This window comes from Leclercia sp. UBA5958 (assembly GCF_002430365.1).
GTDB lineage: Bacteria > Pseudomonadota > Gammaproteobacteria > Enterobacterales > Enterobacteriaceae > Enterobacter > Enterobacter pneumoniae.
Genome location: NZ_DJCE01000004.1, coordinates 282,112 through 306,867, shown reverse-complemented (window position 1 = coordinate 306,867; position 24,756 = coordinate 282,112). Strand labels below are relative to the sequence as shown.

Sequence of the window (24,756 nt, the reverse complement as noted above, 5' to 3'; positions counted from 1 at the left end):
AGTTCACTGCTTAACCCGGCTGGAAGTGGCATCCCGATGAGATCATCGAGCGCTATTATGTCGAAGCCGTGCGCGGCGTTTTATACCGAGAAGATGGGTAAAAAGCAAAATATAAATATGCGCATTGCCAGTGGTGTCCGGAAAAATTTCCAGTCGGGTTTTCAACGTAGTGGGAGCTATCTCAAAAAAAGCTGGAAATGGGGCGAAGAAGTGACCTAAAATAGCCGTCCAGATGTTAATCCATCCATACTGATTAACACTCAGACTGCCAGTGTCACTACCTGCACGTTCTGGCGGAAAACTCCGCTATAACGACCTCACACGACAGTTTGAGCTAACTAAATTCTCCTTAGGTGAAATAAAACATGGCAAAACACCTGTTTACGTCCGAGTCTGTATCAGAAGGACATCCTGATAAAATTGCTGACCAAATCTCCGATGCGGTGCTGGATGCGATCCTGGAACAGGATCCAAAAGCCCGCGTTGCCTGTGAAACCTATGTCAAAACCGGCATGGTTCTGGTTGGCGGTGAAATCACCACCAGCGCATGGGTTGATATCGAAGAGATCACCCGTAACACGGTGCGTGAAATCGGCTATGTGCATTCTGATATGGGCTTTGATGCCAACTCCTGCGCCGTACTGAGCGCGATTGGCAAACAGTCTCCTGACATCAACCAGGGCGTTGACCGTGCTGACCCGCTGGAACAGGGCGCGGGCGACCAGGGCCTGATGTTCGGCTATGCGACCAACGAAACCGACGTGCTGATGCCAGCACCTGTGACTTACGCCCACCGTCTGGTGCAGCGTCAGGCTGAAGTGCGTAAAAACGGCACCCTGCCGTGGCTGCGCCCGGATGCGAAAAGCCAGGTAACTTTCCAGTACGATGACGGCAAAATTGTTGGCATCGATGCGGTTGTTCTTTCTACCCAGCACGCGGAAGATATTGATCAGAAATCCCTGCAAGAAGCGGTGATGGAAGAGATCATCAAGCCCGTTCTGCCGACCGAATGGCTGAACTCCGCGACCAAATTCTTCATCAACCCGACTGGCCGTTTCGTTATCGGTGGCCCAATGGGTGACTGTGGCCTGACCGGTCGTAAAATTATCGTTGATACCTACGGCGGCATGGCTCGTCACGGCGGCGGCGCGTTCTCCGGTAAAGACCCGTCTAAAGTTGACCGTTCCGCAGCGTACGCGGCACGTTATGTGGCGAAAAACATCGTTGCCGCTGGTCTGGCTGACCGCTGTGAGATTCAGGTTTCCTACGCAATCGGCGTGGCTGAACCGACTTCCATCATGGTGGAAACCTTCGGTACCGAAAAAGTGCCTTCCGAACAGCTGACTCTGCTGGTGCGCGAGTTCTTCGACCTGCGTCCATACGGCCTGATTCAGATGCTGGATCTGCTGCACCCAATCTATAAAGAGACCGCAGCATACGGTCACTTTGGTCGCGAACATTTCCCATGGGAAAAAACCGACAAAGCAGCCCTGCTGCGTGACGCAGCCGGTCTGAAATAAACGACCGACCTCTCTTCAAGGCCAGCCTCGCGCTGGCCTTTTTTTATCGTCCTGCCCTGGCTTTATGACGTTTTCAACACGACATGAAACCGTTTACACCACCTGTCATCGGCAGCGCTTTCAGAATATTCTCTTTGCATGAATCCCTTTCTTCTGCTGTTACATCCCCTTTAGGTTAAGTCTGAAACTGGCGCAAATACGATGCGCATCAACTATTTTAACTCTATATTTTCAAAGTCTTAATTTACTTTACGATCGCGATCCGGTGTAACCGATTACACCAATGTGACCTGTATCACATAACTTCACGATCTAATAACCTACCCTTTACATCGATAAAATTGATAACCCAACTGGAGGGCATAATGCCTGACAATAAAAAACAGGGGCGTACGTCCAACAAAGCCATGACGTTTTTCGTCTGCTTCCTTGCAGCCCTGGCAGGATTGCTATTTGGCCTGGATATCGGCGTCATTGCCGGTGCATTACCCTTCATCACCGATGAATTCAAAATTAGCGCCCACACCCAGGAGTGGGTAGTGAGCTCAATGATGTTTGGCGCCGCTGTGGGCGCCGTCGGCAGCGGCTGGCTCTCTTTCAAACTCGGGCGTAAAAAGAGCCTGATGATTGGGGCGATCCTCTTCGTGGCCGGTTCACTCTTTTCAGCCGCCGCACCCAATGTGGAAGTGCTGATCCTCTCCCGCGTATTACTGGGTCTGGCGGTAGGGGTAGCCTCTTATACCGCCCCGCTCTACCTCTCTGAAATTGCGCCGGAAAAAATCCGTGGCAGCATGATCTCTATGTATCAGCTGATGATTACCATCGGTATCCTCGGCGCCTATCTGTCCGATACCGCGTTCAGCTACAGCGGCGCATGGCGCTGGATGCTGGGCGTCATTATCATCCCGGCGATTCTGCTGTTGATCGGGGTCTTCTTCCTACCGGATAGCCCGCGCTGGTTCGCCGCAAAACGCCGCTTCCACGATGCGGAACGGGTGCTGTTACGTCTGCGTGACACCAGCGCCGAAGCCAAAAATGAACTGGAAGAGATCCGCGAAAGTCTGAAGGTAAAACAGTCCGGCTGGGCGCTGTTTAAAGAGAACAGCAACTTCCGTCGTGCAGTCTTCCTGGGGGTATTGCTCCAGGTCATGCAGCAGTTCACCGGTATGAACGTCATCATGTATTACGCGCCAAAAATCTTTGAACTGGCGGGTTATACCAACACCACCGAGCAGATGTGGGGAACGGTGATCGTCGGGCTGACTAACGTGCTGGCGACCTTTATCGCCATCGGCCTGGTTGACCGCTGGGGCCGTAAACCGACCCTGACGCTGGGCTTCCTGGTCATGGCGGTAGGTATGGGCGTGCTGGGTACCATGATGCACATGGGTATCAACTCACCGACCGCGCAGTACTTTGCCGTAGCGATGCTGCTGATGTTTATCGTTGGCTTCGCAATGAGCGCCGGTCCGCTGATTTGGGTACTGTGCTCTGAAATCCAGCCGCTGAAAGGCCGCGACTTCGGTATCACCTGTTCCACCGCCACCAACTGGATTGCGAACATGATCGTCGGCGCAACTTTCCTGACCATGCTCAATACTCTGGGCAATGCCAATACCTTCTGGGTTTATGGCGGTCTGAACGTGCTGTTCATTGTATTGACCCTGTGGCTGGTGCCTGAGACCAAACACGTCTCGCTAGAACACATCGAACGTAACCTGATGAAAGGACGTAAGCTTCGCGAAATCGGCGCTCACGACTAATCTTCAAACGGGGAGGATGGCTATTGCGCCTCCCCGCCTCCCGCTTTATGCTCTGCCCCTATGAAAACACCCCGTCTTCCCATCGCCATCCAGCAAGCCGTTATGCGCAGCCTGCGGGAAAAACTCGCCCAGGCCAACCTGAAGCTGGGGCGCAGTTATCCCGAACCGAAGCTGGTTTATCAGCAGCGTGGCACCTCGGCTGGCACCGCATGGCTTGAGCCATACGAGATCCGCCTTAATCCGGTGCTTATGATGGAAAATCAGCAAGCCTTTATCGATGAAGTGGTGCCGCATGAACTGGCCCATCTGCTGGTCTGGAAACATTTTGGTCGCGTTGCCCCGCACGGTAAAGAGTGGAAATGGATGATGGAGAGCGTCCTCGGCGTCCCGGCGCGCCGTACCCACCAGTTCGAGCTGGATTCTGTACGTCGTAATACTTTCCCCTATCGCTGCGCGTGCCAGCAGCATCAGCTGACCGTACGCCGCCATAACCGGGTGGTGCGCGGTGAAGCGACTTACCGCTGCGTAAAGTGTGGCGAGGCACTAACCGCAGAATAGACTGCGAACATTCAGGAACATTCCTGATCTGACTGATTGCATACAAGAACAACATTCGCTACGTTGCGGGCTCGTTTTACTACGGAGTTCACGATGTACCGTAAATGCTCTCTCGCGGTTGCCCTTCTGGCTGCCGCGGTCTCTGGTCACGCGCTGGCCGAAGGTATTCACAGTTTCTCTCAGGCCAAAACCGCCGGCGTGAAGATTAACGCCGATGTGCCCGGTGATTTTTACTGTGGCTGTAAAATTAACTGGCAGGGCAAAAAAGGGGTTGTCGACCTTGAGTCCTGTGGCTACAAGGTTCGCAAAAACGAGAACCGCGCCAGCCGTATTGAGTGGGAGCACGTAGTCCCGGCATGGCAATTTGGCCACCAACGGCAGTGCTGGCAGGACGGCGGACGCAAAAACTGCGCTAAAGACCCCGTCTATCGCCAGATAGAGAGTGATATGCACAACCTGCAGCCCGCGGTAGGCGAAGTTAACGGCGATCGCGGCAACTTTATGTACAGTCAGTGGAACGGCGGTGAAGGTCAATATGGCCAGTGCGCCATGAAGGTCGATTTCAAAGAGAAAGTCGCCGAGCCGCCAGCCCGGGCACGGGGCAGCATTGCCCGGACCTATTTCTATATGCGTGACCGCTACAACCTCACTCTTTCTCGCCTGCAAACCCAGCTGTTCAACGCCTGGAACAAGCTTTACCCGGTCTCCCCGTGGGAGTGCCAGCGCGACGAACGCATTGCAAAAGTTCAGGGGAATCACAACCCTTACGTGCAGCGCGCTTGCCAGGCGCAAAAGAGCTAACCTACACTAGCGGCAACTGATTTAGACAGACACGCCTTCAGGCCAGGGCCTGGAGGCGTGTCTGCATCACCGTATGACACATGGAATTTCTGACTATGCGCACTCCTCGCATCTATCACCCGGACCTGATTACCGCTGGCAGCGAAATTGCCCTCTCTGACGATGCGGCGAACCACGTCGGCCGCGTATTACGCATGGGCGCAGGCCAGGCGATTCAGCTTTTCGATGGCTCGAATCAGGTTTTTGAGGCGGAAATTACCCGCGCGGATAAAAAAAGCGTGCTGGTGCGCGTTGTGCGCGGCGAAATGGATGATCGTGAATCTCCGCTGCATATTCACCTGGGCCAGGTGATGTCGCGTGGCGAAAAAATGGAATTCACTATCCAGAAATCGATCGAACTGGGTGTAAGCCTCATTACGCCACTTTTTTCTGAGCGTTGCGGCGTTAAACTGGATGCTGAACGGCTGAACAAGAAGCTTCAGCAGTGGCAAAAAATCGCGATTGCCGCCTGTGAACAGTGTGGTCGCAACCGCGTCCCGGAGATCCGCCCGGCGATGGATCTCGAAGCCTGGTGCGCTGAAGAGGAGCAAGGGCTTAAGCTCAACCTGCATCCGCGCGCCAGCGCCAGCATCAATACCCTGCCGCTACCGGTTGAGCGCGTACGGTTGCTGATTGGCCCGGAAGGCGGGCTGTCAGCGGATGAAATCGCCATGACCGCGCGCTATCAGTTTACTGATATTCTGTTGGGGCCACGCGTTCTGCGTACTGAGACGACTGCACTCACTGCCATAACCGCACTTCAGGTGCGATTTGGCGATCTGGGTTGAAGCATTAACGGAGAAGAAGAATGATCAAGCTCGGCATCGTGATGGATCCCATCACCAGCATCAACATCAAGAAAGACTCCAGCTTTGCCATGCTGCTGGAAGCGCAGCGTCGCGGCTACCAGCTCCACTATATGGAGATGAGCGATCTTTATCTGATTAACGGCGAAGCCCGTGCGCGCACCCGCATTGTTAACGTCGAGCAGAATTACGACAAATGGTACGAATTTGGCTCCGAGCAGGATCTGCCTCTGGCCGAACTCGACGTGATCCTGATGCGTAAAGATCCGCCCTTCGATACTGAATTTATCTACTGCACCTATATCCTTGAGCGTGCTGAAGAGAAAGGGACGTTGATCGTCAACAAGCCTCAGAGCCTACGCGACTGTAATGAGAAGCTCTACACCGCCTGGTTCTCAGACCTGACGCCAGAAACCCTGGTGACCCGTAACAAAGCACAGCTGAAAGCCTTCTGGCAGAAACACGGCGACATCATCATGAAACCTCTGGACGGGATGGGCGGTGCGTCTATTTTCCGCGTCAAAGAGGGCGACCCGAACATCGGCGTGATTGCCGAAACCCTGACCGAACTGGGCACCCGTTACTGTATGGCGCAGAACTATCTGCCCGCCATTGTGGACGGTGATAAGCGCGTGCTGGTTGTTGATGGCGAACCGGTTCCTTACTGCCTGGCGCGTATTCCGCAGGGTGGCGAAACTCGCGGTAATCTGGCGGCAGGTGGTCGCGGTGAGCCCCGTCCGCTGAGCGAAAGCGACTGGGAAATTGCCCGTCGCGTTGGCCCGCTGCTGAAAGCTAAAGGGTTGATATTTGTGGGTCTCGACATTATTGGCGATCGTCTGACGGAAGTGAATGTGACCAGCCCTACCTGTATTCGTGAAATCGAAGCGGCGTTCCCGGTTTCTATTACCGGCATGCTGATGGATGCGATTGAAACGCGTCTGAAGGGATAATTTCGTTCGAAATACTGTTAGTGACAGCGCCCCTCTTTGTACGCATACTGGGCGCTGTCGCTTTTTAAACCAGGAAACAGAACCTCTGACAATGAATTTACAGCATCACTTTCTTATTGCCATGCCTGCTCTCCAGGATCCGATTTTCCGTCGTTCCGTAGTCTATATCTGCGAATACAGTGATGACGGCGCAATGGGGATCATCATCAATAAACCGCTGGAAAATCTTAATGTTGAAGGCATTCTGGATAAGCTGAAAATTGCCCAGGATGAGCGCGTGCCGGAAATCCGCCTCGACAAACCGGTGATGCTGGGGGGGCCGCTGGCAGAAGATCGCGGATTCATCCTGCATACCCCGCCGGGCTTCTCTTCCAGCATTCGCATCTCTGACAACACCGTCATCACCACCTCCCGCGATGTTCTCGAGACGCTGGGTACCCTGAATCAGCCAGCCGATGTGCTGGTTGCGCTCGGCTATGCGTCCTGGGAAAAGGGCCAGCTGGAACAGGAGATTCTGGATAACGCATGGCTTACGGCACCGGCGGATCTGAACATTCTCTTCAAAACCCCTATCGCCGACCGTTGGCGTGATGCTGCGAAGCTGATTGGCATTGATATCCAGACCATGCCTGGCGTCGCGGGGCATGCCTGATGAGCGGTACCCTGCTGGCGTTTGATTTTGGCACCAAAAGTATCGGCGTAGCCATTGGCCAACGCATTACCGGCACGGCGCGCCCGCTGACGGCTCTTAAAGCGCAGGACGGTACGCCCGACTGGAGCCTCATTGAGCGGTTGCTAAAAGAGTGGCAACCCGATGAGGTCATTGTGGGCCTGCCGCTGAATATGGACGGGACTGAACAACCGCTTACTGCCCGGGCGCGTAAGTTTGCCAATAAAATCCATGGCCGGTTTGGCGTGGCGGTGAAACTGCATGATGAGCGGCTGAGCACGGTGGAAGCCCGCTCCGGCCTCTTTGAACAGGGGGGATTTCGCGCGCTGAATAAAGGCAGTGTAGATTCAGCCTCTGCGGTAATTATTCTCGAAAGCTACTTCGAACAGGGTTTCTGACCCCCTCTCCTCTGATGCCCGGCATGCCGGGCAAATGCGCGCAATATCTCGATCGCCATCACACTTCAGCCGGCCCTTTTTTGCTTTCTGATTAATGTTTCTATAAAAGAAACATTAAGGTGATTTTTGCAGCAACTGCTGGTTAAGCGTATCCAGTTGCTCGAGGCGAGTCTGAATGGTCTGTTCATCAGGGTTCCACATCCCGGCAAAGGCCAGTGCAGCCTGATGTTCGCCGACGGGCCGGGCCATGGAGACTTCGCCATCGTCATGGTGCCACACAACCTGCCCCTGTTCGCGTTGCTGAGCCACATGCGGTGCCAGGTTCTGCCACTGTTCCGGGGTAAAACGCGCCATCAAGGCCTCGTCGCTCTCGGCAGCCAGCAGTGACATGCCGATGACCGAACGCCAGGCAGGGAGCATATGAAAGCCGGCCAGCGCCTGCGTCGCCTGACTGCCGGGAACGGAGTGCCAGATATAGATGACCTGGTCTTCCCACAATACTCCCAACGCCACCACGATATCGCGCGGGGCATGGCGTTCCAGCGCCGGTAGCGCACGGGAGAAGAGCTCTGAGCCACGTATCGCCTGCGCCGCCAGTGCGTGGATCCCAGGTCCCGGCAGATAGCGACGCTGTTCATCCTGCATGGTGAGGCCAATAGAAGCCATGGTCATCAGCAGACGGTTTACGCGGGTGGTGTTAATGCCCATCAGACGCGCCAGCTCCCGGCAGCCAATAGCGCGACCACTGGAGACCAGATACTGCAGACAGCGAATGCCCTCAATAAGGCTTTGGTTCGGTTGTGATGACATAGCCACGTTCATTTTGTGTCGAAAAGTGAGTCGATTCTACCGCCAGTTCAGAAGGATACAAGGTAATGAATATCTATCCCCAACGCGAGGCCAGAACCTTTCCTGGCACCTCTCTGGAAGCTGACCTGCTGGTGGCAGGTGGTGGCCTGGCCGGGCTGTGCGCGGCCCTGGCGGCAGCCCGGGAGGGGCTCAGGGTCGTACTCATTCAGGACCGCCCCGTATTAGGGGGCAACGCCTCCAGCGAAGTACGCCTGTGGGCAAACGGCGCCACCTCGCACATGGGCAACAATAATCGCTGGGCGCGTGAAGGCGGCATCATGGGTGAGATCATGGAGGAGAACCTCTGGCGAAACAAAGAGGGGAACCCGGTGATGTTTGACCTGGTACTGCTCGATCTCGCTAAAAGTCAGCCGGGTCTGACCCTGCTGCTTAATACCGCCGTATATGAGATCACTCAAGAGCAGGCTCGCCTGACCGCCGTCAAAGCCTTCAATGCCATTAATGAAACCTTTTATACCGTAACGGCAAGCCAGTTTTGCGATGCCACCGGGGATGGCGTCCTGGGCTTTCTTGCGGGGGCTGAGTATCGCGAAGGGGCCGAGTCGCCCGATGAACTGGGGGAGAAAATGGCCCCAGGGGAGCATTTTGGACACAAGCTCGGGCACTCGATCTATTTTTACACTAAGCGCACCGCTGAGCCGGTAAATTTTGTCCCCCCCTCCTTTGCGCTTGATGACATCACCGCCATCCCTCGTTATAAGCGACTGACCTCGACCCTCAACGGCTGCGATCTGTGGTGGCTTGAGTGGGGAGGCCGCCTCGACACCGTTCATGAGAGCGAGACCATCAAATGGGAGCTGTGGAAAATCGTCTGGGGGGTCTGGAACTATATTAAAAATTCGGGCGAATTCCCCGATGCGGACAACCTGACTATCGAGTGGGTGGGCGCGATCCCCGGCAAGCGCGAGAGCCGCCGGTTTATGGGCGATCATCTGCTCTGCCAGCAGGACATTATTGAACAGCGCGACCATTACGACGCGGTGGCGTACGGCGGCTGGTCTATCGACCTGCACCCTGCGGACGGGGTGTACAGTACACACGATGGTTGCCGACAGTTCCACAGTAAAGGGACGTACACCATTCCCTTTCGCTCGCTCTACAGCCGCTCTCTGGACAACATGTTTTTGACCGGCAGGTTGATCTCTGCGTCGCATGTTGCCTTTGGCAGCGCAAGGGTGATGTGCACCTGCGGCCTGCTTGGAGAGGTGGTGGGCCGCGCAGCGGCGCTCTGTCATCGTCATCAGCTGACGCCGCAGGCGCTTGCGCAGCCGGGCCGCATTGGTGAACTGCAGCAGCGGTTGCAGACTACGGGCTGTTACATCCCGCGCCAGTGGCTGGAAGACCCGGCCAAAGGCGCCACTGTCACCACCAGCAGCGAGTATCTCCTCCGCGCGCTGGTGCCAAATGGCCAGTGGCACTCCCTGGCGGCGCGCATGGCAATACTGTTGCCCGTTCGCCGTGGTGACATCTTGCCTGCCATGACCTTTGCGCTGCGCACCCGCAGACCGCAGCCGCTCACCGTTACCCTGCTGGGGAGCGAAAAGAGCGGTAATTTTACGCCAGAATGTAGCTACGCCGGGGTGACGCTGGATATCGGACAAGAGGGCGATTACACCTGCAACTTCGACTGGCAGAGTGACCGGGATCAGTACGTTTTTGTCGCCTTCAGCGCCAGCGAAGAGGTGGAGATAGCGCTGACGGATACGCATTTGCCTGGGCTGATGACCGTCTTTAATAGTCTGAACGCCCGGGTAGCGAAACATACTCGCCAGCTGGCGGATGGCGATTATGGCGTGGATGAGTTTGACTTCTGGCTGCCGCGCCGTCATCCGCAACAGATCTTCCCGGCCATCCGTTTGGATACGCCGCTGGAGTGCTACAGCAAGCAAAACCTGCTGAATGGCCGCCTGCGCCCGGAACAGCAAGCCAACGCCTGGTCTCCCGCGGCTGATGACCCTGCACCGCAGGCGGTATGGCAATGGGCCTATCCGCAGGAGATTACCCACCTGACGCTGGTGCAGGATAACGATTTTGACAACGCAATGGAGAGCGTGCAGATGGGCCATCACCGGGCCATTACGCCGCACTGCATTACCCATTATCGCCTGTGGGGAGATAACGTCCTGCTCGCTGAAGTAACAGATAATCATCACTCCGTCTGTGAGCACCGTTTTGCGCACCCGCTCAGGGTGCAAGAGATCAAACTGGAGATCCTTGCCACCGCAGGCGCACTTCCGGCGGTCTATTCCCTGAACGTTCGTTAAACCCGGCCCTGGGCGCGGCGCTCGGCCAGGCTCTGGTCAAAGTTCTGCATCCCCATCTGCTGCCCGGTCTGAATCACGCCGGGCAACTGGTACGTTTTGCCCTCGCGGATCAGGTTCGCCGCCGCGGGGGTATTGACCAACAGCTCATACAGCGCCACTCGCCCGCCCTGGTTATCGTTAACCAGCTTTTGCGCCAGTACCGCACGCAAACTGCCTGCCAACTGGTTACGCACCGGATCTTTCTCCTGCGCGGGAAAGGTATCGACCAGCCGTTCAATGGCCTGCGATGCGCCGCGCGTATGGAGCGTCGCCAATACCAGATGCCCGGTCTCGGCGGCGGTGAGCGCCAGACGAATGGTTTCGCTGTCGCGTAGTTCCCCCAGCAAAATCACATCGGGATCTTCACGCAATGCGCCACGTAATGCCTCGGCGAAGGTGCGGCTGTGTAAGCCTATTTCGCGCTGCTGCACCAGACAGCGCTTGCTCTGGTGGATAAATTCCACCGGATCTTCCAGCGTCAGAATGTGCCCGTCGCTGTGGCAGTTAAGATAATCAACCATGGCGGCCAGCGTGGTCGATTTTCCGCTACCCGTTGCCCCGGTCACCAGTATCAGGCCGTTATCGTTCGCCAGCAGCTCCGGCATTGTACGCGGCGTACCCAGCGCGCGTAGCTGCGGACAACAGTGCGGCAGCAGCCTCAGCGCAAGGGAGCAGCCCTGCGTGTGGGCAAAGGCACTGGCGCGCAGGCGATGCGCCTCCCCTACCGTGATGGCAAAATCGACCTGCCCGCGGGCAATCAACTCGCCCTGCAGCTCTTCGCTGAGCCAGCCATTCAGCAGCGCGGCGACATCCGGCGGGGGAAAAGGGGCTGGCTCAATCTTTCCACGGCGTCGCCAGCGCGGTGGAGCATTACTACACAGGTGTAGATCCGAGACATTATGCTTTACACTAAGGGCCACAATTTCTTCCATATCCACACGAATCTCCTCGGAAAATGAACGACATTGCGCATAACCTGGCACAGGTCCGGGATAAAATCTCAGCCGCAGCAACGCGTTGCGGCCGTGTTTCAGAAGAAGTTACGTTGCTTGCAGTCAGCAAAACCAAACCTGCGAGCGCCATCGCAGAAGCGATTGACGCAGGCCAGCGCGCATTCGGCGAAAACTATGTTCAGGAAGGGGTAGAAAAAATCCGCCATTTCCATGACGCGGGCAGAAGCGATCTGCAATGGCACTTTATTGGGCCGTTGCAGTCGAACAAAAGCCGCCTTGTCGCCGAACATTTCGACTGGTGCCATACGGTCGATCGTCTGCGCATAGCCACGCGGCTTAGCGAGCAGCGTCCAGCCGAAATGTCTCCACTTAACGTGCTGATTCAAATCAATATTAGTGATGAGAATAGCAAGTCAGGAATCGCGCTTTCAGAACTCGATGCACTGGCAGAGGCCGTGGCGCAGTTGCCCGGACTCCAGCTGCGTGGATTGATGGCGATCCCGGCGCCGGAAGCGGATTACGACAGGCAATTTGCCGTGGCACAGCAAATGGCTGTAGCATTTGAGGCGCTCAAAGCGGGCTACCCAACCGTCGACACGCTTTCACTGGGCATGACGGACGATATGGACGCCGCCATTGCGGCAGGCAGTACCATGGTGCGCATCGGCACAGCCATTTTCGGTGCGCGCGACTACACCCAATAATAAGGAAACCTGAGGAACGCCATGAAGACGTTGACTTTCCTGCTCTCGACGGTCATTGAACTCTATACGATGGTGCTTTTGCTGCGCGTATGGATGCAGTGGGCGCGTTGTGATTTCTACAACCCCTTTTCACAATTTGTCGTTAAAATCACCCAGCCGATCATTGGGCCGCTACGCCGTGTTATCCCTCCGATGGGGCCGATTGATAGCGCATCGCTGCTAGTGGCACTGGTGCTCTGCTTTATCAAAGCCATCGTGCTGTTTATGGTGGTCAGCTTCCAGCCTATCATCTGGATTGCCGCCGTACTGATCCTGTTGAAGACCATCGGCCTGCTCATCTTCTGGGTACTGCTGCTGATGGCGATCATGAGTTGGGTAAGCCAGGGCCGTAGCCCGGTAGAGTTTGCCCTGATCCAGCTGGCTGACCCTTTACTTCGCCCGATCCGTAACCTGCTGCCGTCGATGGGCGGGATCGACTTTTCCCCGATGATCCTTGTACTGCTGCTGTACGTGGCCAACATGGGGATCGCCGAGCTGTTACAGGCGACGGGCAACATGCTGCTGCCGGGGCTGTGGATGGCGCTATGAGTGCCGTAAGCACCTGCGCTGACGGGCTGGTTTTACGGCTGTATATTCAGCCGAAAGCCAGCCGCGACAGCATTGTTGGGCTGCATGGCGACGAGCTCAAGGTCGCCATCACCGCCCCGCCGGTTGATGGCCAGGCCAATGCGCATCTGACCAAATATCTGGCTAAACAGTTTCGCGTCGCCAAAAGCCAGGTCATCATTGAAAAAGGTGAACTGGGGCGGCATAAACAGGTAAAAATCCTCAACCCGCAAAATATCCCGACGGAAGTCGCGGCGCTGACAGAACAGGACTAAACCATGCAGAAAGTTGTTCTCGCTACCGGTAACGCCGGTAAAGTGCGCGAGCTGGCCTCGCTTTTAAATGATTTTGGGCTGGACGTGGTCGCTCAGACCGAGCTTGGCGTGGATTCCGCCGAGGAGACGGGTCTGACCTTTATCGAAAACGCCATTCTGAAAGCGCGCCATGCCGCTCAGATTACCGGCCTGCCGGCCATTGCTGACGACTCCGGCCTGGCCGTAGATTATCTTGGCGGCGCGCCGGGGATCTACTCCGCGCGCTATTCTGGTGAAGATGCCACCGACCAGCAAAACCTGGAAAAGCTGCTTGTTGCCCTGAAGGATGTGCCTGACGACCAGCGCACCGCGCAGTTCCACTGCGTGCTGGTTTATCTGCGCCATGCCGAAGACCCCACGCCTGTTGTCTGTCACGGCAGCTGGCCGGGCGTAATTACCCGTGAGGCGGCAGGCAACGGCGGCTTTGGCTACGACCCGATTTTCTTTGTCCCATCTGAGGGCAAAACCGCTGCGGAACTGACCCGCGAAGAGAAAAGCGCGATTTCCCACCGCGGACGCGCCCTGAAACAGTTACTGGAAGCATTACGTAATGGCTAATTTGCCACCTTTGAGTCTTTATATTCACATCCCGTGGTGCGTGCAGAAATGCCCGTACTGCGATTTCAACTCGCACGCGCTGAAGGGCGAAGTGCCGCACGATGATTACGTTGCGCATCTGCTGGCCGACCTGGACGCCGATGTACCTTACGCACAGGGACGTGAAGTTAAGACCATTTTTATTGGTGGCGGTACGCCGAGCCTGCTTTCAGGCCCGGCGATGCAAACGCTGCTGGATGGCGTGCGTGCGCGCCTGAACCTGGCAGCGGATGCTGAAATTACGATGGAAGCCAACCCCGGCACCGTTGAGGCCGACCGTTTTGTCGAGTATCAGCGTGCAGGGGTGAACCGTATCTCCATCGGCGTGCAGAGCTTTAGCGAGCCGAAATTAAAGCGCCTGGGGCGTATTCACGGCCCGGACGAGGCAAAGCGCGCTGCGCATCTGGCAACGGGGCTTGGCCTTCGCAGTTTTAACCTTGATTTGATGCACGGACTGCCGGACCAGTCGCTCGACGAAGCGCTGGATGACCTGCGTCAGGCGATCGAACTTAATCCCCCGCATCTCTCCTGGTATCAGCTGACCATTGAGCCAAACACGCTGTTTGGCTCTCGCCCGCCGGTACTGCCGGATGACGACGCGCTGTGGGATATCTTCGAGCAAGGCCATCAGCTGTTGACCGCTGCGGGCTATCAGCAGTACGAAACCTCCGCCTATGCGAAGCCGGGCTACCAGTGCCAGCACAACCTGAACTACTGGCGCTTTGGCGATTATCTGGGGATAGGCTGCGGCGCGCACGGCAAAGTGACCTTCCCGGAAGGGCGCATCCTGCGTACAGCTAAAATGCGCCATCCGCGCGGGTACATGGAAGGCCGCTATCTGGAACGTCAGCACGACGTCGAGGCAGCGGATAAGCCGTTTGAGTTCTTTATGAACCGTTTCCGCCTGCTGGAAGCCGCACCGCGCGCGGAGTTCTCGCGCTATACCGGGCTGGCGGAGTCGGTGATCCGCCCGCAGATCGACGAGGCGCTGGCGCAAGGGTATCTCACCGAATGTGATGAATACTGGCAGATCACCGAGCACGGCAAACTGTTCTTAAACTCCCTTCTCGAGCTGTTCCTCGCCGAAGATTCCTGAAGACGGCTTCCGGATTTTGCATCCCGTTCTGCCAGCTGAAGAAAAGGCTGGCAGAGTGTGGGGATGGATAAATTAAAAATTTACGCAAAACAGCTCAGGCGTGAGCTGACAATGGAAGAGAGGCACCTCTGGTATCTCTTGCGTGGTCGCCGTTTCTCACGTTACAAGTTTCGCCGACAACATCCCGTGGGTCACTACATTCTTGATTTTGCCTGCTGCGAAGCGCGACTGGCGGTTGAACTGGATGGCGGGCAACATGATGAAAAACAGGACTACGATGAGCAAAGGTCGTTGTGGTTAAACCAAAAGGGGTGGTACGTCATTCGATTCTGGAACAACGAACTCTGGAATAATGAAGAGGCGGTATTAGAAAAAATCCTTGAGACACTGCAAACGCTGCTACCCTCACCCCGACCCTCTCCCTGAAAGGGAGAGGGGGCAAACCATCGCCTCGCCTACGAGGTGAGGGAGCAAACCATCACCTCGCCTACGAGATGAGGGAGCAAACTATCCCCTCGCCCCTTTGGGGAGAGGGTTAGGGTGAGGGGTAAAGAAACTTACTTCAGCGTCCCTACCAGCGCCTTCCTGCTCTCTTCCAGCGACACCACGCGTTTACAGACATCTTTGCCGAAGGCCTGGAAATCCGCTTCCTGATTCTTCCACTCATTCTGAATCGAAGTCTGTAATCCGCCCAGGCTACCCAGCACGCCCTGCAGCGGGTTTCCGCCGCCTTTCAGCACGGCTTTTGCGCCCATCTCGTTGATGCTGTCCTGCAAAATACCGCCCATCGCCTGGTTCACCAGCTGCTGGCCGTCGGCACGCACCTGGTCGATAGCTTTGTAGTGGAAGGTCAGGCCGTCGGGACGGCGTTCAATGATGCGGTTCATCTGCTCTTTCAACTGGGCATCCAGTTTGGTCAGGCGGGTACGCATGTTGCTGCTCTCCCCCACCTCTTTGGCGATGATCTTATCCAGCGCCACGCGGCCCTTTTCTACGCGGGTACGGGCGCCGTCGTCGATCCACGGCAGCGCAGAGCGCAGATCGGCCTGATAATCTTTCGCCTGCTCACGCTGGGCTGCGCTCAGGCTCGCTTGTTTGCCATTAAACATGACGCTGCCATCCGGGGTAATGACCAGATTGCCGTTCTCGCCTTTCACCTGCACGGTTTGCGGGCTCAGGATTACATCGTCACGCGGCGTCACTTCACATTTATATTCCGCATGCGCCGTTAAGGCGGTTGCCATCAGTGCCGCTGCCAGCAGCGTTTTGCGCATCATAAAAACTCCCTCAGACAAAATGGGCCAGCAAATGCTGGCCCCTTATGTTTAATTAGTCCCACCAGACGTCGAAAAGTTCGCTGATGCGTACCTCTTCGTATTTATGGTCTTCTAACCATTTACGGACGATAGCCTGATGTTCTTCCGTGCAACGGCCGATCTCTTGTTTGCAGATCAGACCTTCCCACGCCAGGTAGCCACTGCCATCAAAGGCCAGCTGGTTAGGTTCGATAACCTCTTCGATAAACGCATCAACGTCTTTATCGATCTGTTCTACGCTGGTGCCTTCCGGAAAACGCCATGCAACGGAAAAACCTACTTCCTGGAATTCGTCGATGTGCATTTTCTTACGCAGACGACGGCTACGGTTCTTTGCCATTATTTCACCCTCTCGAACATTAAGTCCCATACGCCGTGACCAAGACGATGGCCACGCTGTTCAAATTTGGTTACCGGCCGGGAGTCCGGACGCGGCACGTAGTCGTTACTTTGCGACTGGTTTTTATACCCGTCGAGACCCGACATGACTTCCAGCATATGTTCTGCATAGGCTTCCCAGTCGGTCGCCATATGGAAAACGCCACCCAGTTTAAGCTTACTCTTCACTAACTCAGCAAAGGGTGCCTGCACAATGCGACGTTTATTATGACGCGCCTTGTGCCATGGGTCAGGGAAAAAGAGCTGAACCATGTTAAGTGAGTTGTCAGGGATCATTTTGTGCAGCACTTCTACCGCATCGTGGCACATCACACGCAGGTTTTCGACACCCTCTTCATGGGCCGTAGCCAGACATGCGCCCACGCCCGGGGAGTGCACTTCAATACCGAGGAAATTTTGTTCCGGGCGCGCTTTCGCCATCGTGACCAGCGAAGCGCCCATGCCAAAACCAATTTCCAGGGTGATGGGCGCGTCGCGGCCAAACAGTTCGACAAAATCGACAGGCTGCTCGCTGAACTCAACGCCCATCACCGGCCAGTAGTTGTCCAGCGCATGTTGCTGACCTTTGGTCAGGCGCCCCTGACGGCGGACGAAGCTGCGAATACGGCGCAGCGGGCGGCCGTTTTCATCAAATTCCGGTGAAATGACGTCGTTTTTCATAAAAGAGTAGTCTGCTTGTGAGTATGTTCGGGAAACGGGCATTATCCAAAGTTAAGGCATCTATGCAAGCATGGGAAAGATCCGGTTTACAGCCGATTGCCGCTGTGCTGCAATTCGCCCCCCTGATATCGCGAATCGAAGACCATGCAAGCCTCTCAATTTTCAGCCCAGGTGCTGGACTGGTACGACAAATACGGGCGTAAAACCCTGCCCTGGCAAGTTGAAAAAACGCCCTACAAAGTATGGCTCTCTGAGGTGATGTTGCAACAAACGCAGGTCGCCACCGTGATCCCCTATTTTGAGCGCTTTATGGCGCGTTTCCCAACGGTAACCGATCTGGCGAATGCCCCCCTTGATGAAGTGCTGCATTTGTGGACCGGGCTTGGCTATTACGCCCGGGCGCGTAATCTGCACAAAGCCGCTCAGCAGGTTGCCACGCTCCATAAGGGTAAGTTCCCGGAAACCTTTGACGAGGTTGCGGCGCTGCCCGGTGTCGGGCGTTCCACCGCCGGGGCGGTACTCTCCCTGTCGCTGGGCAAACATTTTCCAATACTGGACGGCAACGTTAAGCGGGTGCTCGCTCGCTGCTACGCCGTTGACGGCTGGCCCGGAAAAAAAGAGGTCGAAAAGCGTCTGTGGGCGTTAAGCGACGCGGTGACGCCGGCCAAAGGGGTTGAGCAGTTTAATCAGGCAATGATGGATTTAGGAGCGATGGTCTGCACCCGCTCCAGACCAAAGTGCGAGCTTTGCCCGGTCAATAACCTCTGCGTAGCCTATGCCAACCATTCATGGGCTAACTACCCCGGCAAAAAACCTAAGCAAACGCTGCCAGAGCGCACCGGCTATTTTCTGCTGCTGCAGCATGATGAGAACGTCTTCCTGGCCCAGCGTCCGCCGAGCGGGCTGTGGGGTGGATTGTTCTGTTTCCCGCAGTTTGCCGACGAAGCCGGGCTACGCGCCTGGCTGGCGGATCGGCAGATTAATGCCGATAATCTTCGGCAGTTAACCGCGTTTCGCCACACCTTTAGCCATTTCCACCTGGATATTGTGCCAATGTGGCTTCCTGTGTCCTCATTCACCGCGTGCATGGATGAGGGAACCGGTCTCTGGTATAACTTAGCGCAGCCACCGTCAGTGGGACTGGCGGCACCTGTAGAGCGCTTGTTACAGCAATTACGTGTTGGGGCATTAGCGTAGCCCCGGCACGACAAAGAGGAATGATTATGGCCAGAACAATTTTTTGCACCTTCCTGCAACGTGACGCAGAGGGTCAAGACTTCCAGCTTTATCCAGGCGAGTTGGGTAAGCGCATCTATAACGAGATCTCCAAAGAAGCCTGGGCGCAGTGGCAGCATAAGCAGACCATGATCATTAACGAGCAGAAGCTCAATATGATGAACGCTGAACATCGTAAATTACTGGAGCAGGAGATGATCAACTTCCTGTTCGAAGGTAAGGATGTTCACATCGAAGGCTATACGCCGCCGGAAAAATAATGAAGGGCCAGATGGCCCTTTTCACTGCTCACAACACGCACTCCCGGAATGATGAAAAAATTTTTAGCGCTAGCCCTTGTTGCGCCGTTGCTTGTTTCTTGTTCCTCGAAAAATAAAGGCGATAGCTATAACGAAGCCTGGATAAAAGACACTAACGGTTTTGACATTCTGATGGGGCAGTTTGCCCATAACATTGAAAATATTTGGGGATTTAACGAGGTCCTGATTGCCGGACCAAAAGATTACGTTAAATATACCGACGCGTATCAGACCCGTAGCCACATCAACTTTGATGACGGTACGATCACGATTGAAACCATTGCAGGCACTGAACCTGCGGCACGCCTGCGTCAGGCCATCATCAAAACCTTGTTGATGGGTGACGATCCGGGCACTATCGATCTCTATTCTGATGCCGACGACATCACCATCTCTAAAGAGCCGTTCCTGTACGGCCAGGTAGTGGACCAGACCGGCCAGCCGATTCGCTGGGAAGGTCGCGCCTCGAACTTCGCCGATTATCTGTTACAAACGCGCATGAAGAGCCGCACCAACGGCCTGAAAATCATCTACAGCGTCACCATCAATCTGGTACCGAACCACCTCGATAAACGTGCCCATAAGTACATCGGTATGGTGCGTCAGGCATCGCGTAAGTATGGCGTCGATGAGTCGCTGATCCTTGCGATTATGCAGACTGAATCCTCGTTTAACCCTTATGCCGTCAGCCGTTCCGACGCGCTGGGTCTGATGCAGGTTGTGCAGCACAGCGCCGGGAAAGACGTGTTCCGTTCACAGGGGAAATCCGGTACGCCGAGCCGTAGCTATCTGTTCGATCCTGCCAGTAACATTGATACCGGCACCGCCTACCTGGCGATGCTGAACAATGTCTACCTGAGCGGCATTGATAACCCTACGTCGCGTCGTTATGCGGTGATCACCGCCTACAACGGCGGTGCGGGCAGCGTGCTGCGCGTTTTCTCCGGCGATAAGCTGCAGGCGGCGAATATCATCAACAGCATGGCGCCAGGCGATGTCTATCAGACCCTGACCACCCGCCATCCATCCGGTGAATCCCGTCGCTATCTCTACAAAGTGAATACGGCGCAGAAAAACTATCGTCGTCGTTAGTCCACACTTCCTCCTCACCCTGCCCCATCTCCCTGCGGCAGGGTGAGGTGAACGCCACAACGCCCTCCTGGCCATACGAAAATGTTATTTGCATCACAATCCAAACTGCAAATTAATGAGGATTGCATTTTTTTGCGGGAGGTAACAAAACATCAGGCCGTCCACTGATAGAATTGCACCAAATAGCCCCCCTGAATGTTTACACACTAACAATTAGCCCGCTCACTTGTGAGGAAAGCAACATGAACCTTAAGCTGCAGCTTAAAATTTTGTCATTTCTGCAGTTCTGCCTGTGGGGGAGCTGGCTAACCACGCTCGGCTCCTACATGTTTGTCACGCTGAAATTTGATGGCGCATCCATCGGGGCGGTATACAGCTCGCTCGGTATCGCGGCGGTGTTTATGCCGACGTTGCTGGGGATTGTGGCGGATAAGTGGATCAGTGCGAAGTGGTTGTACGCACTCTGTCACCTTGTAGGCGCAGCAACGCTATTTATGGCGGCCGGGGTGACCACGCCTGGGGCGATGTTTGCGGTCATTCTGCTTAACTCGCTGGCCTATATGCCAACGCTTGGGCTGATCAACTCTATCTCCTACTATCGCCTGAAAACGGCAGGTATGGATATCGTGACCGACTTCCCGCCAATCCGTATCTGGGGCACCATCGGCTTTATCATGGCGATGTGGGCGGTGAGCTTCTCTGGGTTCGAACTGAGCCATATGCAGCTCTATATCGGCGCGGCGCTCTCCGTACTGCTGGTGCTGTTCACCCTGACGCTGCCCCATATCCCGGTTTCCAACCAGCAGAAAAACCAGAGCTGGAGCAGCATGCTCGGTCTGGATGCGTTTGCGCTGTTCAAAAATAAACGCATGGCGATCTTCTTTATCTTCTCGATGCTGCTGGGCGCTGAACTGCAAATCACCAACATGTTCGGCAATACGTTCCTGCACAGCTTTGATAACGATCCGCTCTTCTCGGGTAGCTTTATCGTTGAACACGCGTCGGTAATGATGTCGATTTCGCAGATCTCCGAGACGCTGTTTATCCTGACTATCCCGTTCTTCCTGAGCCGCTATGGCATCAAGAACGTGATGCTGATCAGTATCGCCGCGTGGATGCTGCGCTTTGGTCTGTTCGCTTACGGTGACCCGTCTGCCTTCGGCACCGTGCTGCTGGTGCTGTCGATGATTGTCTACGGCTGCGCCTTCGACTTCTTCAACATCTCGGGTTCCGTGTTTGTCGAGAAAGAGGTTCGCCCTGAAATTCGCGCCAGTGCGCAGGGGATGTTCCTGATGATGACCAACGGCTTCGGCTGTATTCTCGGTGGGATTGTGAGCGGTAAGGTTGTGGAGATGTATACCACTAACGGCATTACCGACTGGCAGCCGGTATGGCTAATCTTCGCCGGTTACTCCGTGGTGCTGTTCTTTGCCTTCATGGCTCTGTTCAAATACAAACATGTTCGTACTGCGGATGGCGTTCAGCCCATCGCACACTCATAAGATGTTGCCCCTCTCCCACGGGAGAGGGGCTGTGCATCACTTCAGCACATAGCCGTACAACCGCTTAATTCCGTCCGCATCCTTTTCGCTATAGACCCCCTGTAGCTCCGGCGAGAAGCCGGGCAGAAGATTAACCCCCTCTTCCAGCGCCAGGAAGTAACGCTGTACCGCCCCGCCCCACACTTCGCCAGGCACAACGCACAGCACGCCCGGTGGATAAGGCAACGCCCCTTCAGCAGCGATATGCCCTTCCGCTTCGCTAATACGCACCAGCTCCACGTCGCCGCGGATAAACGCCTGGTTAGCATCCTGCGGGTTCATCGCCACCTGCGGCAGGCTCTCCTGTCGGAACATCGCTTTTTGCAAATCTTTCACATCAAAGCTGACGTACAGATCGTGCATCTCCTGGCATAGCTGACGCAGGGTGTAGTCGCGGTAGCGCACCGGATACTTCTGCCAGATGGTGGGCAGCACGTCCGCCAGCGGCGTATCGTCTTCAATGTGCTGTTCGAACTGGCCGAGCATCGCCACCAGCTGCGCCATCTTGTCTGCGCTCTCCGCCGGGGTGAGCAGGAAGAGGATTGAGTTGAGGTCGCATTTCTCCGGCACAATCCCGTTTTCACGCAGATAGTGCGCCAGAATAGTCGCCGGAATACCGAAGTCGGTGTACTCCCCGGTTTGCGCGTCGATGCCGGGGGTGGTCAGCAGTAGCTTGCAGGGATCGACAAAATATTGCTCACTGGCGTAGCCCTCAAAGCCATGCCATTTTGCTCCCGGCTCAAAGCTAAAGAAGCGCAGTTCACTGGCAATCGCGTGGGTGGGATGGTCCTGCCAGGGTCGCCCGCCTACCTCCGGCGGAATAAACGGACGTATCATTTTGCAGTTAGCGATAATCGCTTTACGCGCTTCAATACCCAGCGCGACGCACTCCGCCCAGAGACGGCGTCCGCTCTCCCCTTCGTGCATCTTGGCGTTCACATCCAGCGCGGCAAACAGCGGATAGAACGGGCTGGTAGAGGCATGCAGCATAAAGGCATTATTCAGGCGCTTATGCGGGCAGAAGCGTGCCTGGCCGCGAATGTGGTTATCTTTTTTATGGATTTGCGAGGTTTGCGAGAACCCGGCCTGCTGTTTGTGCACCGACTGGGTGACAAAAATACCTGGATCGTTCTCGTTCAGTTCCAGTAACAGCGGTGAGCTGTCGGCCATCATCGGGATAAACTGCTCATAACCGACCCATGCCGAGTCAAACAGGATGTAGTCGCAGAGGTGACCAATTTTGTCGATGACCTGACGAGCATTGTAGATGGTGCCATCGTAGGTGCCGAGCTGGATCACCGCCAGGCGGAACGGACGTGCATCGTTCGCCTTCGCGGGTGCCACCTCGCGAATCAATTTACGCAGATAGTCATCGTTAAAGCAGTGTTCATCAATCCCGCCGATAAAGCCAAACGGGTTTCGCGCCGCCTCCAGATAGACCGGCGTCGCACCGGCCTGAATCAGCGCTCCATGATGGTTTGATTTATGGTTGTTGCGGTCAAACAGCACCAGGTCGCCACGGGTGAGCAGCGCATTGGTCACCACTTTGTTAGCGGCAGAGGTGCCGTTCAGCACGAAGTAGGTTTTGTCGGCGTTAAAGACCTTTGCCGCGAATTTCTGCGCATGCTTGGCCGAGCCTTCGTGGATCAGCAGATCGCCCAGTTTGACGTCGGCGTTGCACATATCGGCGCGAAAGAGATTCTCGCCAAAAAAGTCGAAGAACTGACGCCCGGCCGGGTGCTTTTTAAAGAAGGCACCGTGCTGATGGCCAGGGCAGGCAAAGGTGCTGTTCTCCATGGCAACGTACTGGGTCAGGGTATCGAAAAATGGCGGCAGCAGCGTCTCTTCGTAGTGGCAGGCGGCGTTTTCGAGCTCCAGCCACTCCTGCGCTTTACCCGCGATGACGGCGGCAACCCCGGCAGGCGCATCCAGCGGCTCTTGCGAGAACATAAAGACAGGTAGCTGGAACCCCGTGCGTTTCAGTAAGGCCAGGATACCGCTGTGACTATCAGCGAGGGTAATGACGACTGCCGCCACATCCGTAAAATCGGTGTTATCCAGCGTCACCACTTCCCGGTGCGTGGACAAGGCGGAAACCAGCTCGCGGCTGACGGCAATTTTCATTGTTTTCATAAGCGCAAATACCCGTTAAAGGCGAGAAAAAGCCCCGGACAGGGTGACAACCCTGCCCAACGAATGTGTCTGACCGGAGTTCAGCTCCGACCGCCAGACATCAGTAAAAGCAGAACATGTCTGATTTTACTGCTGTCCTGCAGCGAGCGTGCGATACCCTCACCGCATGGTGAGGATAGAGGAGAAAGCGGAGATACGGCCAGCCATTCGCAAAGCGACATACAGCATATTCATAGGCGGCCCCGTATCCTGAAGGAGAAAATTCGCGCAATAATGTCACCTTTCGCCAGGGGGCGCAAGGAAGAATCCTTATGCAGAAAAGCGGCTAAGAATTGGCGATTACTCTCTGAAAAGAGTAATAATAATGCAATATCAATGAGTAATTAACAGGAGTCCATTTTGGTTATCGGCCCCTTTATCAATGCAAGTGCCGTGCTGCTGGGCGGCGTGCTTGGCGCGGTTTTAAGCCAGCGTTTACCTGAGCGTATTCGCTCCTCCATGCCGTCGATTTTTGGTCTGGCCTCGCTGGGTATCGGCATTCTGCTGGTCATCAAGTGCGCCAACCTGCCGGTGATGGTGCTGGCGACCCTGCTCGGTGCGTTGATCGGCGAATTTTGCTATCTGGAAAAAGGTATTAACGGTGCCGTCGGCAAAGCCAAAAATCTGATCTCGCGCGGCAAGAACGCCGCCGGCGCGCACGATTCATTTATTCAGAGCTATGTGGCAATCATTATTCTCTTCTGCGCCAGCGGCACCGGTATTTTTGGCTCGATGCAGGAGGGGATGACCGGCGACCCGAGCATTCTTATCGCTAAGGCGTTTCTCGATTTCTTCACCGCCACCATCTTTGCCACCACGCTGGGTATCGCCGTGGCGGCGATTAGCGTGCCGATGTTGCTGATTCAGCTTGCTCTGGCGACCTGTGCCACGCTCATATTGCCGCTCACCACCCCGGCGATGATGGCCGATTTTACTGCCGTGGGCGGCCTGCTGCTGCTGGCAACCGGGTTGCGGATTTGCGGCATTAAGATGTTCGCCGTGGTGAATATGCTTCCCGCGTTGATCATCGCCATGCCGCTCTCGGCCCTGTGGACGGCCTTTTTTGCCTGAGTTCGCAGCAATCTGGCGAGAG

Annotated in this window: 26 protein-coding genes; 20 read left to right on the top strand and 6 right to left on the bottom strand. The window is 55.7% G+C overall.

The window, feature by feature from the left end; genetic code table 11:
* Positions 1-365 precede the first annotated feature (365 nt).
* The 8 genes from metK to ruvX all read left to right on the top strand — a co-directional run bounded on the left by metK (position 366) and on the right by ruvX (position 7,505).
* Positions 366-1,520 (top strand): methionine adenosyltransferase, encoded by a 1,155-nt coding sequence (gene metK, locus B2Q93_RS05975; RefSeq protein ID WP_040074088.1) that lies wholly within the window; start codon positions 366-368, stop codon positions 1,518-1,520.
* 365 nt (positions 1,521-1,885) lie between these two features.
* Positions 1,886-3,283 (top strand): galactose/proton symporter, encoded by a 1,398-nt coding sequence (gene galP / locus B2Q93_RS05970; protein WP_040074087.1) that lies wholly within the window; start codon positions 1,886-1,888, stop codon positions 3,281-3,283.
* Positions 3,284-3,343: 60 nt separating this feature from the next.
* Positions 3,344-3,841, top strand: coding sequence for a SprT family zinc-dependent metalloprotease (locus B2Q93_RS05965; RefSeq protein WP_040074086.1), 498 nt, complete (start codon positions 3,344-3,346; stop codon positions 3,839-3,841).
* 93 nt (positions 3,842-3,934) lie between these two features.
* A complete protein-coding gene (endA, locus tag B2Q93_RS05960; protein ID WP_286932217.1) occupies positions 3,935-4,642 on the top strand; it encodes a deoxyribonuclease I in 708 nt (235 codons plus the stop codon).
* Positions 4,643-4,737: 95 nt separating this feature from the next.
* The gene (gene rsmE, locus B2Q93_RS05955; protein WP_040078396.1) at positions 4,738-5,469 is read left to right on the top strand and encodes a 16S rRNA (uracil(1498)-N(3))-methyltransferase; all 732 of its coding nucleotides are present in this window, start codon (positions 4,738-4,740) and stop codon (positions 5,467-5,469) included.
* Positions 5,470-5,489: 20 nt separating this feature from the next.
* A complete protein-coding gene (gene gshB, locus B2Q93_RS05950; protein WP_040074083.1) occupies positions 5,490-6,437 on the top strand; it encodes a glutathione synthase in 948 nt (315 codons plus the stop codon).
* Positions 6,438-6,528: 91 nt separating this feature from the next.
* A complete protein-coding gene (locus B2Q93_RS05945) occupies positions 6,529-7,089 on the top strand; it encodes a YqgE/AlgH family protein (protein ID WP_040074082.1) in 561 nt (186 codons plus the stop codon).
* Positions 7,089-7,505: a Holliday junction resolvase RuvX gene (ruvX, locus tag B2Q93_RS05940; protein WP_040074081.1), complete on the top strand. Its 417-nt coding sequence runs from the start codon at positions 7,089-7,091 to the stop codon at positions 7,503-7,505. The genes B2Q93_RS05945 and ruvX overlap by 1 nt, the downstream gene beginning before the upstream one ends.
* A 114-nt stretch (positions 7,506-7,619) precedes the next feature.
* On the opposite strand, the gene B2Q93_RS05935 is transcribed toward ruvX, so the two are convergent.
* Positions 7,620-8,315, bottom strand: a complete 696-nt coding sequence (locus B2Q93_RS05935) for an IclR family transcriptional regulator domain-containing protein (protein WP_046887146.1) — start codon at positions 8,313-8,315, stop codon at positions 7,620-7,622.
* Positions 8,316-8,380: 65 nt separating this feature from the next.
* On the opposite strand from B2Q93_RS05935, the gene B2Q93_RS05930 reads away from it, so the two are divergent.
* Positions 8,381-10,639, top strand: coding sequence for an FAD-dependent oxidoreductase (locus B2Q93_RS05930; RefSeq protein ID WP_286932216.1), 2,259 nt, complete (start codon positions 8,381-8,383; stop codon positions 10,637-10,639).
* Here the strand turns inward: B2Q93_RS05930 and B2Q93_RS05925 are convergent.
* Positions 10,636-11,616, bottom strand: coding sequence for a type IV pilus twitching motility protein PilT (locus B2Q93_RS05925; RefSeq protein WP_046887148.1), 981 nt, complete (start codon positions 11,614-11,616; stop codon positions 10,636-10,638). The two genes, B2Q93_RS05930 and B2Q93_RS05925, sit on opposite strands and share 4 nt — an antisense overlap.
* Positions 11,617-11,633: 17 nt before the next feature.
* Here B2Q93_RS05925 and B2Q93_RS05920 point away from each other — a divergent pair, with 17 nt between their 5' ends.
* The 6 genes from B2Q93_RS05920 to B2Q93_RS05895 all read left to right on the top strand — a co-directional run bounded on the left by B2Q93_RS05920 (position 11,634) and on the right by B2Q93_RS05895 (position 15,374).
* Entirely contained in the window at positions 11,634-12,335 is a 702-nt protein-coding gene (locus tag B2Q93_RS05920; RefSeq protein WP_046887149.1) for a YggS family pyridoxal phosphate-dependent enzyme, read from the top strand.
* A 21-nt stretch (positions 12,336-12,356) separates the two neighbouring features.
* Positions 12,357-12,923 (top strand): YggT family protein, encoded by a 567-nt coding sequence (locus tag B2Q93_RS05915; protein WP_046887150.1) that lies wholly within the window; start codon positions 12,357-12,359, stop codon positions 12,921-12,923.
* Positions 12,920-13,216, top strand: coding sequence for a DUF167 family protein YggU (gene yggU / locus B2Q93_RS05910; RefSeq protein WP_040074071.1), 297 nt, complete (start codon positions 12,920-12,922; stop codon positions 13,214-13,216). The genes B2Q93_RS05915 and yggU overlap by 4 nt, the downstream gene beginning before the upstream one ends.
* A gap of 3 nt (positions 13,217-13,219) precedes the next feature.
* Complete coding sequence (locus tag B2Q93_RS05905; protein WP_046887152.1) at positions 13,220-13,813, top strand: XTP/dITP diphosphatase; 594 nt, start codon at positions 13,220-13,222, stop codon at positions 13,811-13,813.
* Positions 13,806-14,948 carry a radical SAM family heme chaperone HemW gene (hemW, locus tag B2Q93_RS05900; protein WP_046887153.1) on the top strand — a complete coding sequence of 381 codons (1,143 nt, stop codon included), beginning with the start codon at positions 13,806-13,808 and terminating at the stop codon, positions 14,946-14,948. The genes B2Q93_RS05905 and hemW overlap by 8 nt, the downstream gene beginning before the upstream one ends.
* Before the next feature lie 63 nt (positions 14,949-15,011).
* Positions 15,012-15,374, top strand: a complete 363-nt coding sequence (locus tag B2Q93_RS05895) for an endonuclease domain-containing protein (RefSeq protein WP_040074068.1) — start codon at positions 15,012-15,014, stop codon at positions 15,372-15,374.
* A gap of 131 nt (positions 15,375-15,505) precedes the next feature.
* Here the strand turns inward: B2Q93_RS05895 and B2Q93_RS05890 are convergent, their stop codons facing one another.
* The 3 genes from B2Q93_RS05890 to trmB are packed head-to-tail and all read right to left on the bottom strand — an operon-like array spanning position 15,506 to position 17,323.
* Positions 15,506-16,225, bottom strand: a complete 720-nt coding sequence (locus B2Q93_RS05890; RefSeq protein WP_040074067.1) for a DUF2884 domain-containing protein — start codon at positions 16,223-16,225, stop codon at positions 15,506-15,508.
* A 52-nt stretch (positions 16,226-16,277) separates the two neighbouring features.
* Entirely contained in the window at positions 16,278-16,604 is a 327-nt protein-coding gene (locus B2Q93_RS05885) for a YggL family protein (RefSeq protein WP_040074066.1), read from the bottom strand.
* Positions 16,604-17,323 carry a tRNA (guanosine(46)-N7)-methyltransferase TrmB gene (trmB, locus tag B2Q93_RS05880; RefSeq protein WP_040074065.1) on the bottom strand — a complete coding sequence of 240 codons (720 nt, stop codon included), beginning with the start codon at positions 17,321-17,323 and terminating at the stop codon, positions 16,604-16,606. The genes B2Q93_RS05885 and trmB overlap by 1 nt, the downstream gene beginning before the upstream one ends.
* Positions 17,324-17,467: 144 nt before the next feature.
* Between trmB and mutY the strand changes: the two genes are divergently transcribed.
* From mutY to B2Q93_RS05860, 4 genes are all read left to right on the top strand, one after another.
* Positions 17,468-18,520 (top strand): A/G-specific adenine glycosylase, encoded by a 1,053-nt coding sequence (mutY, locus tag B2Q93_RS05875; RefSeq protein WP_286932210.1) that lies wholly within the window; start codon positions 17,468-17,470, stop codon positions 18,518-18,520.
* 26 nt (positions 18,521-18,546) lie between these two features.
* Positions 18,547-18,819, top strand: a complete 273-nt coding sequence (locus tag B2Q93_RS05870; RefSeq protein ID WP_040074062.1) for an oxidative damage protection protein — start codon at positions 18,547-18,549, stop codon at positions 18,817-18,819.
* 51 nt (positions 18,820-18,870) lie between these two features.
* Positions 18,871-19,950 (top strand): membrane-bound lytic murein transglycosylase MltC, encoded by a 1,080-nt coding sequence (gene mltC / locus B2Q93_RS05865; RefSeq protein ID WP_286932373.1) that lies wholly within the window; start codon positions 18,871-18,873, stop codon positions 19,948-19,950.
* Positions 19,951-20,192: 242 nt separating this feature from the next.
* Positions 20,193-21,452 carry a nucleoside permease gene (locus B2Q93_RS05860; protein WP_046887158.1) on the top strand — a complete coding sequence of 420 codons (1,260 nt, stop codon included), beginning with the start codon at positions 20,193-20,195 and terminating at the stop codon, positions 21,450-21,452.
* A gap of 36 nt (positions 21,453-21,488) precedes the next feature.
* Here the strand turns inward: B2Q93_RS05860 and B2Q93_RS05855 are convergent, their stop codons facing one another.
* Positions 21,489-23,624: an ornithine decarboxylase gene (locus B2Q93_RS05855; protein WP_286932209.1), complete on the bottom strand. Its 2,136-nt coding sequence runs from the start codon at positions 23,622-23,624 to the stop codon at positions 21,489-21,491.
* Between the two features lie 399 nt (positions 23,625-24,023).
* Here B2Q93_RS05855 and B2Q93_RS05850 point away from each other — a divergent pair, with 399 nt between their 5' ends.
* On the top strand, positions 24,024-24,734 hold the full coding sequence (locus B2Q93_RS05850) for a DUF554 domain-containing protein (RefSeq protein WP_040074057.1): 711 nt from the start codon (positions 24,024-24,026) through the stop codon (positions 24,732-24,734).
* Positions 24,735-24,756 lie beyond the last annotated feature (22 nt).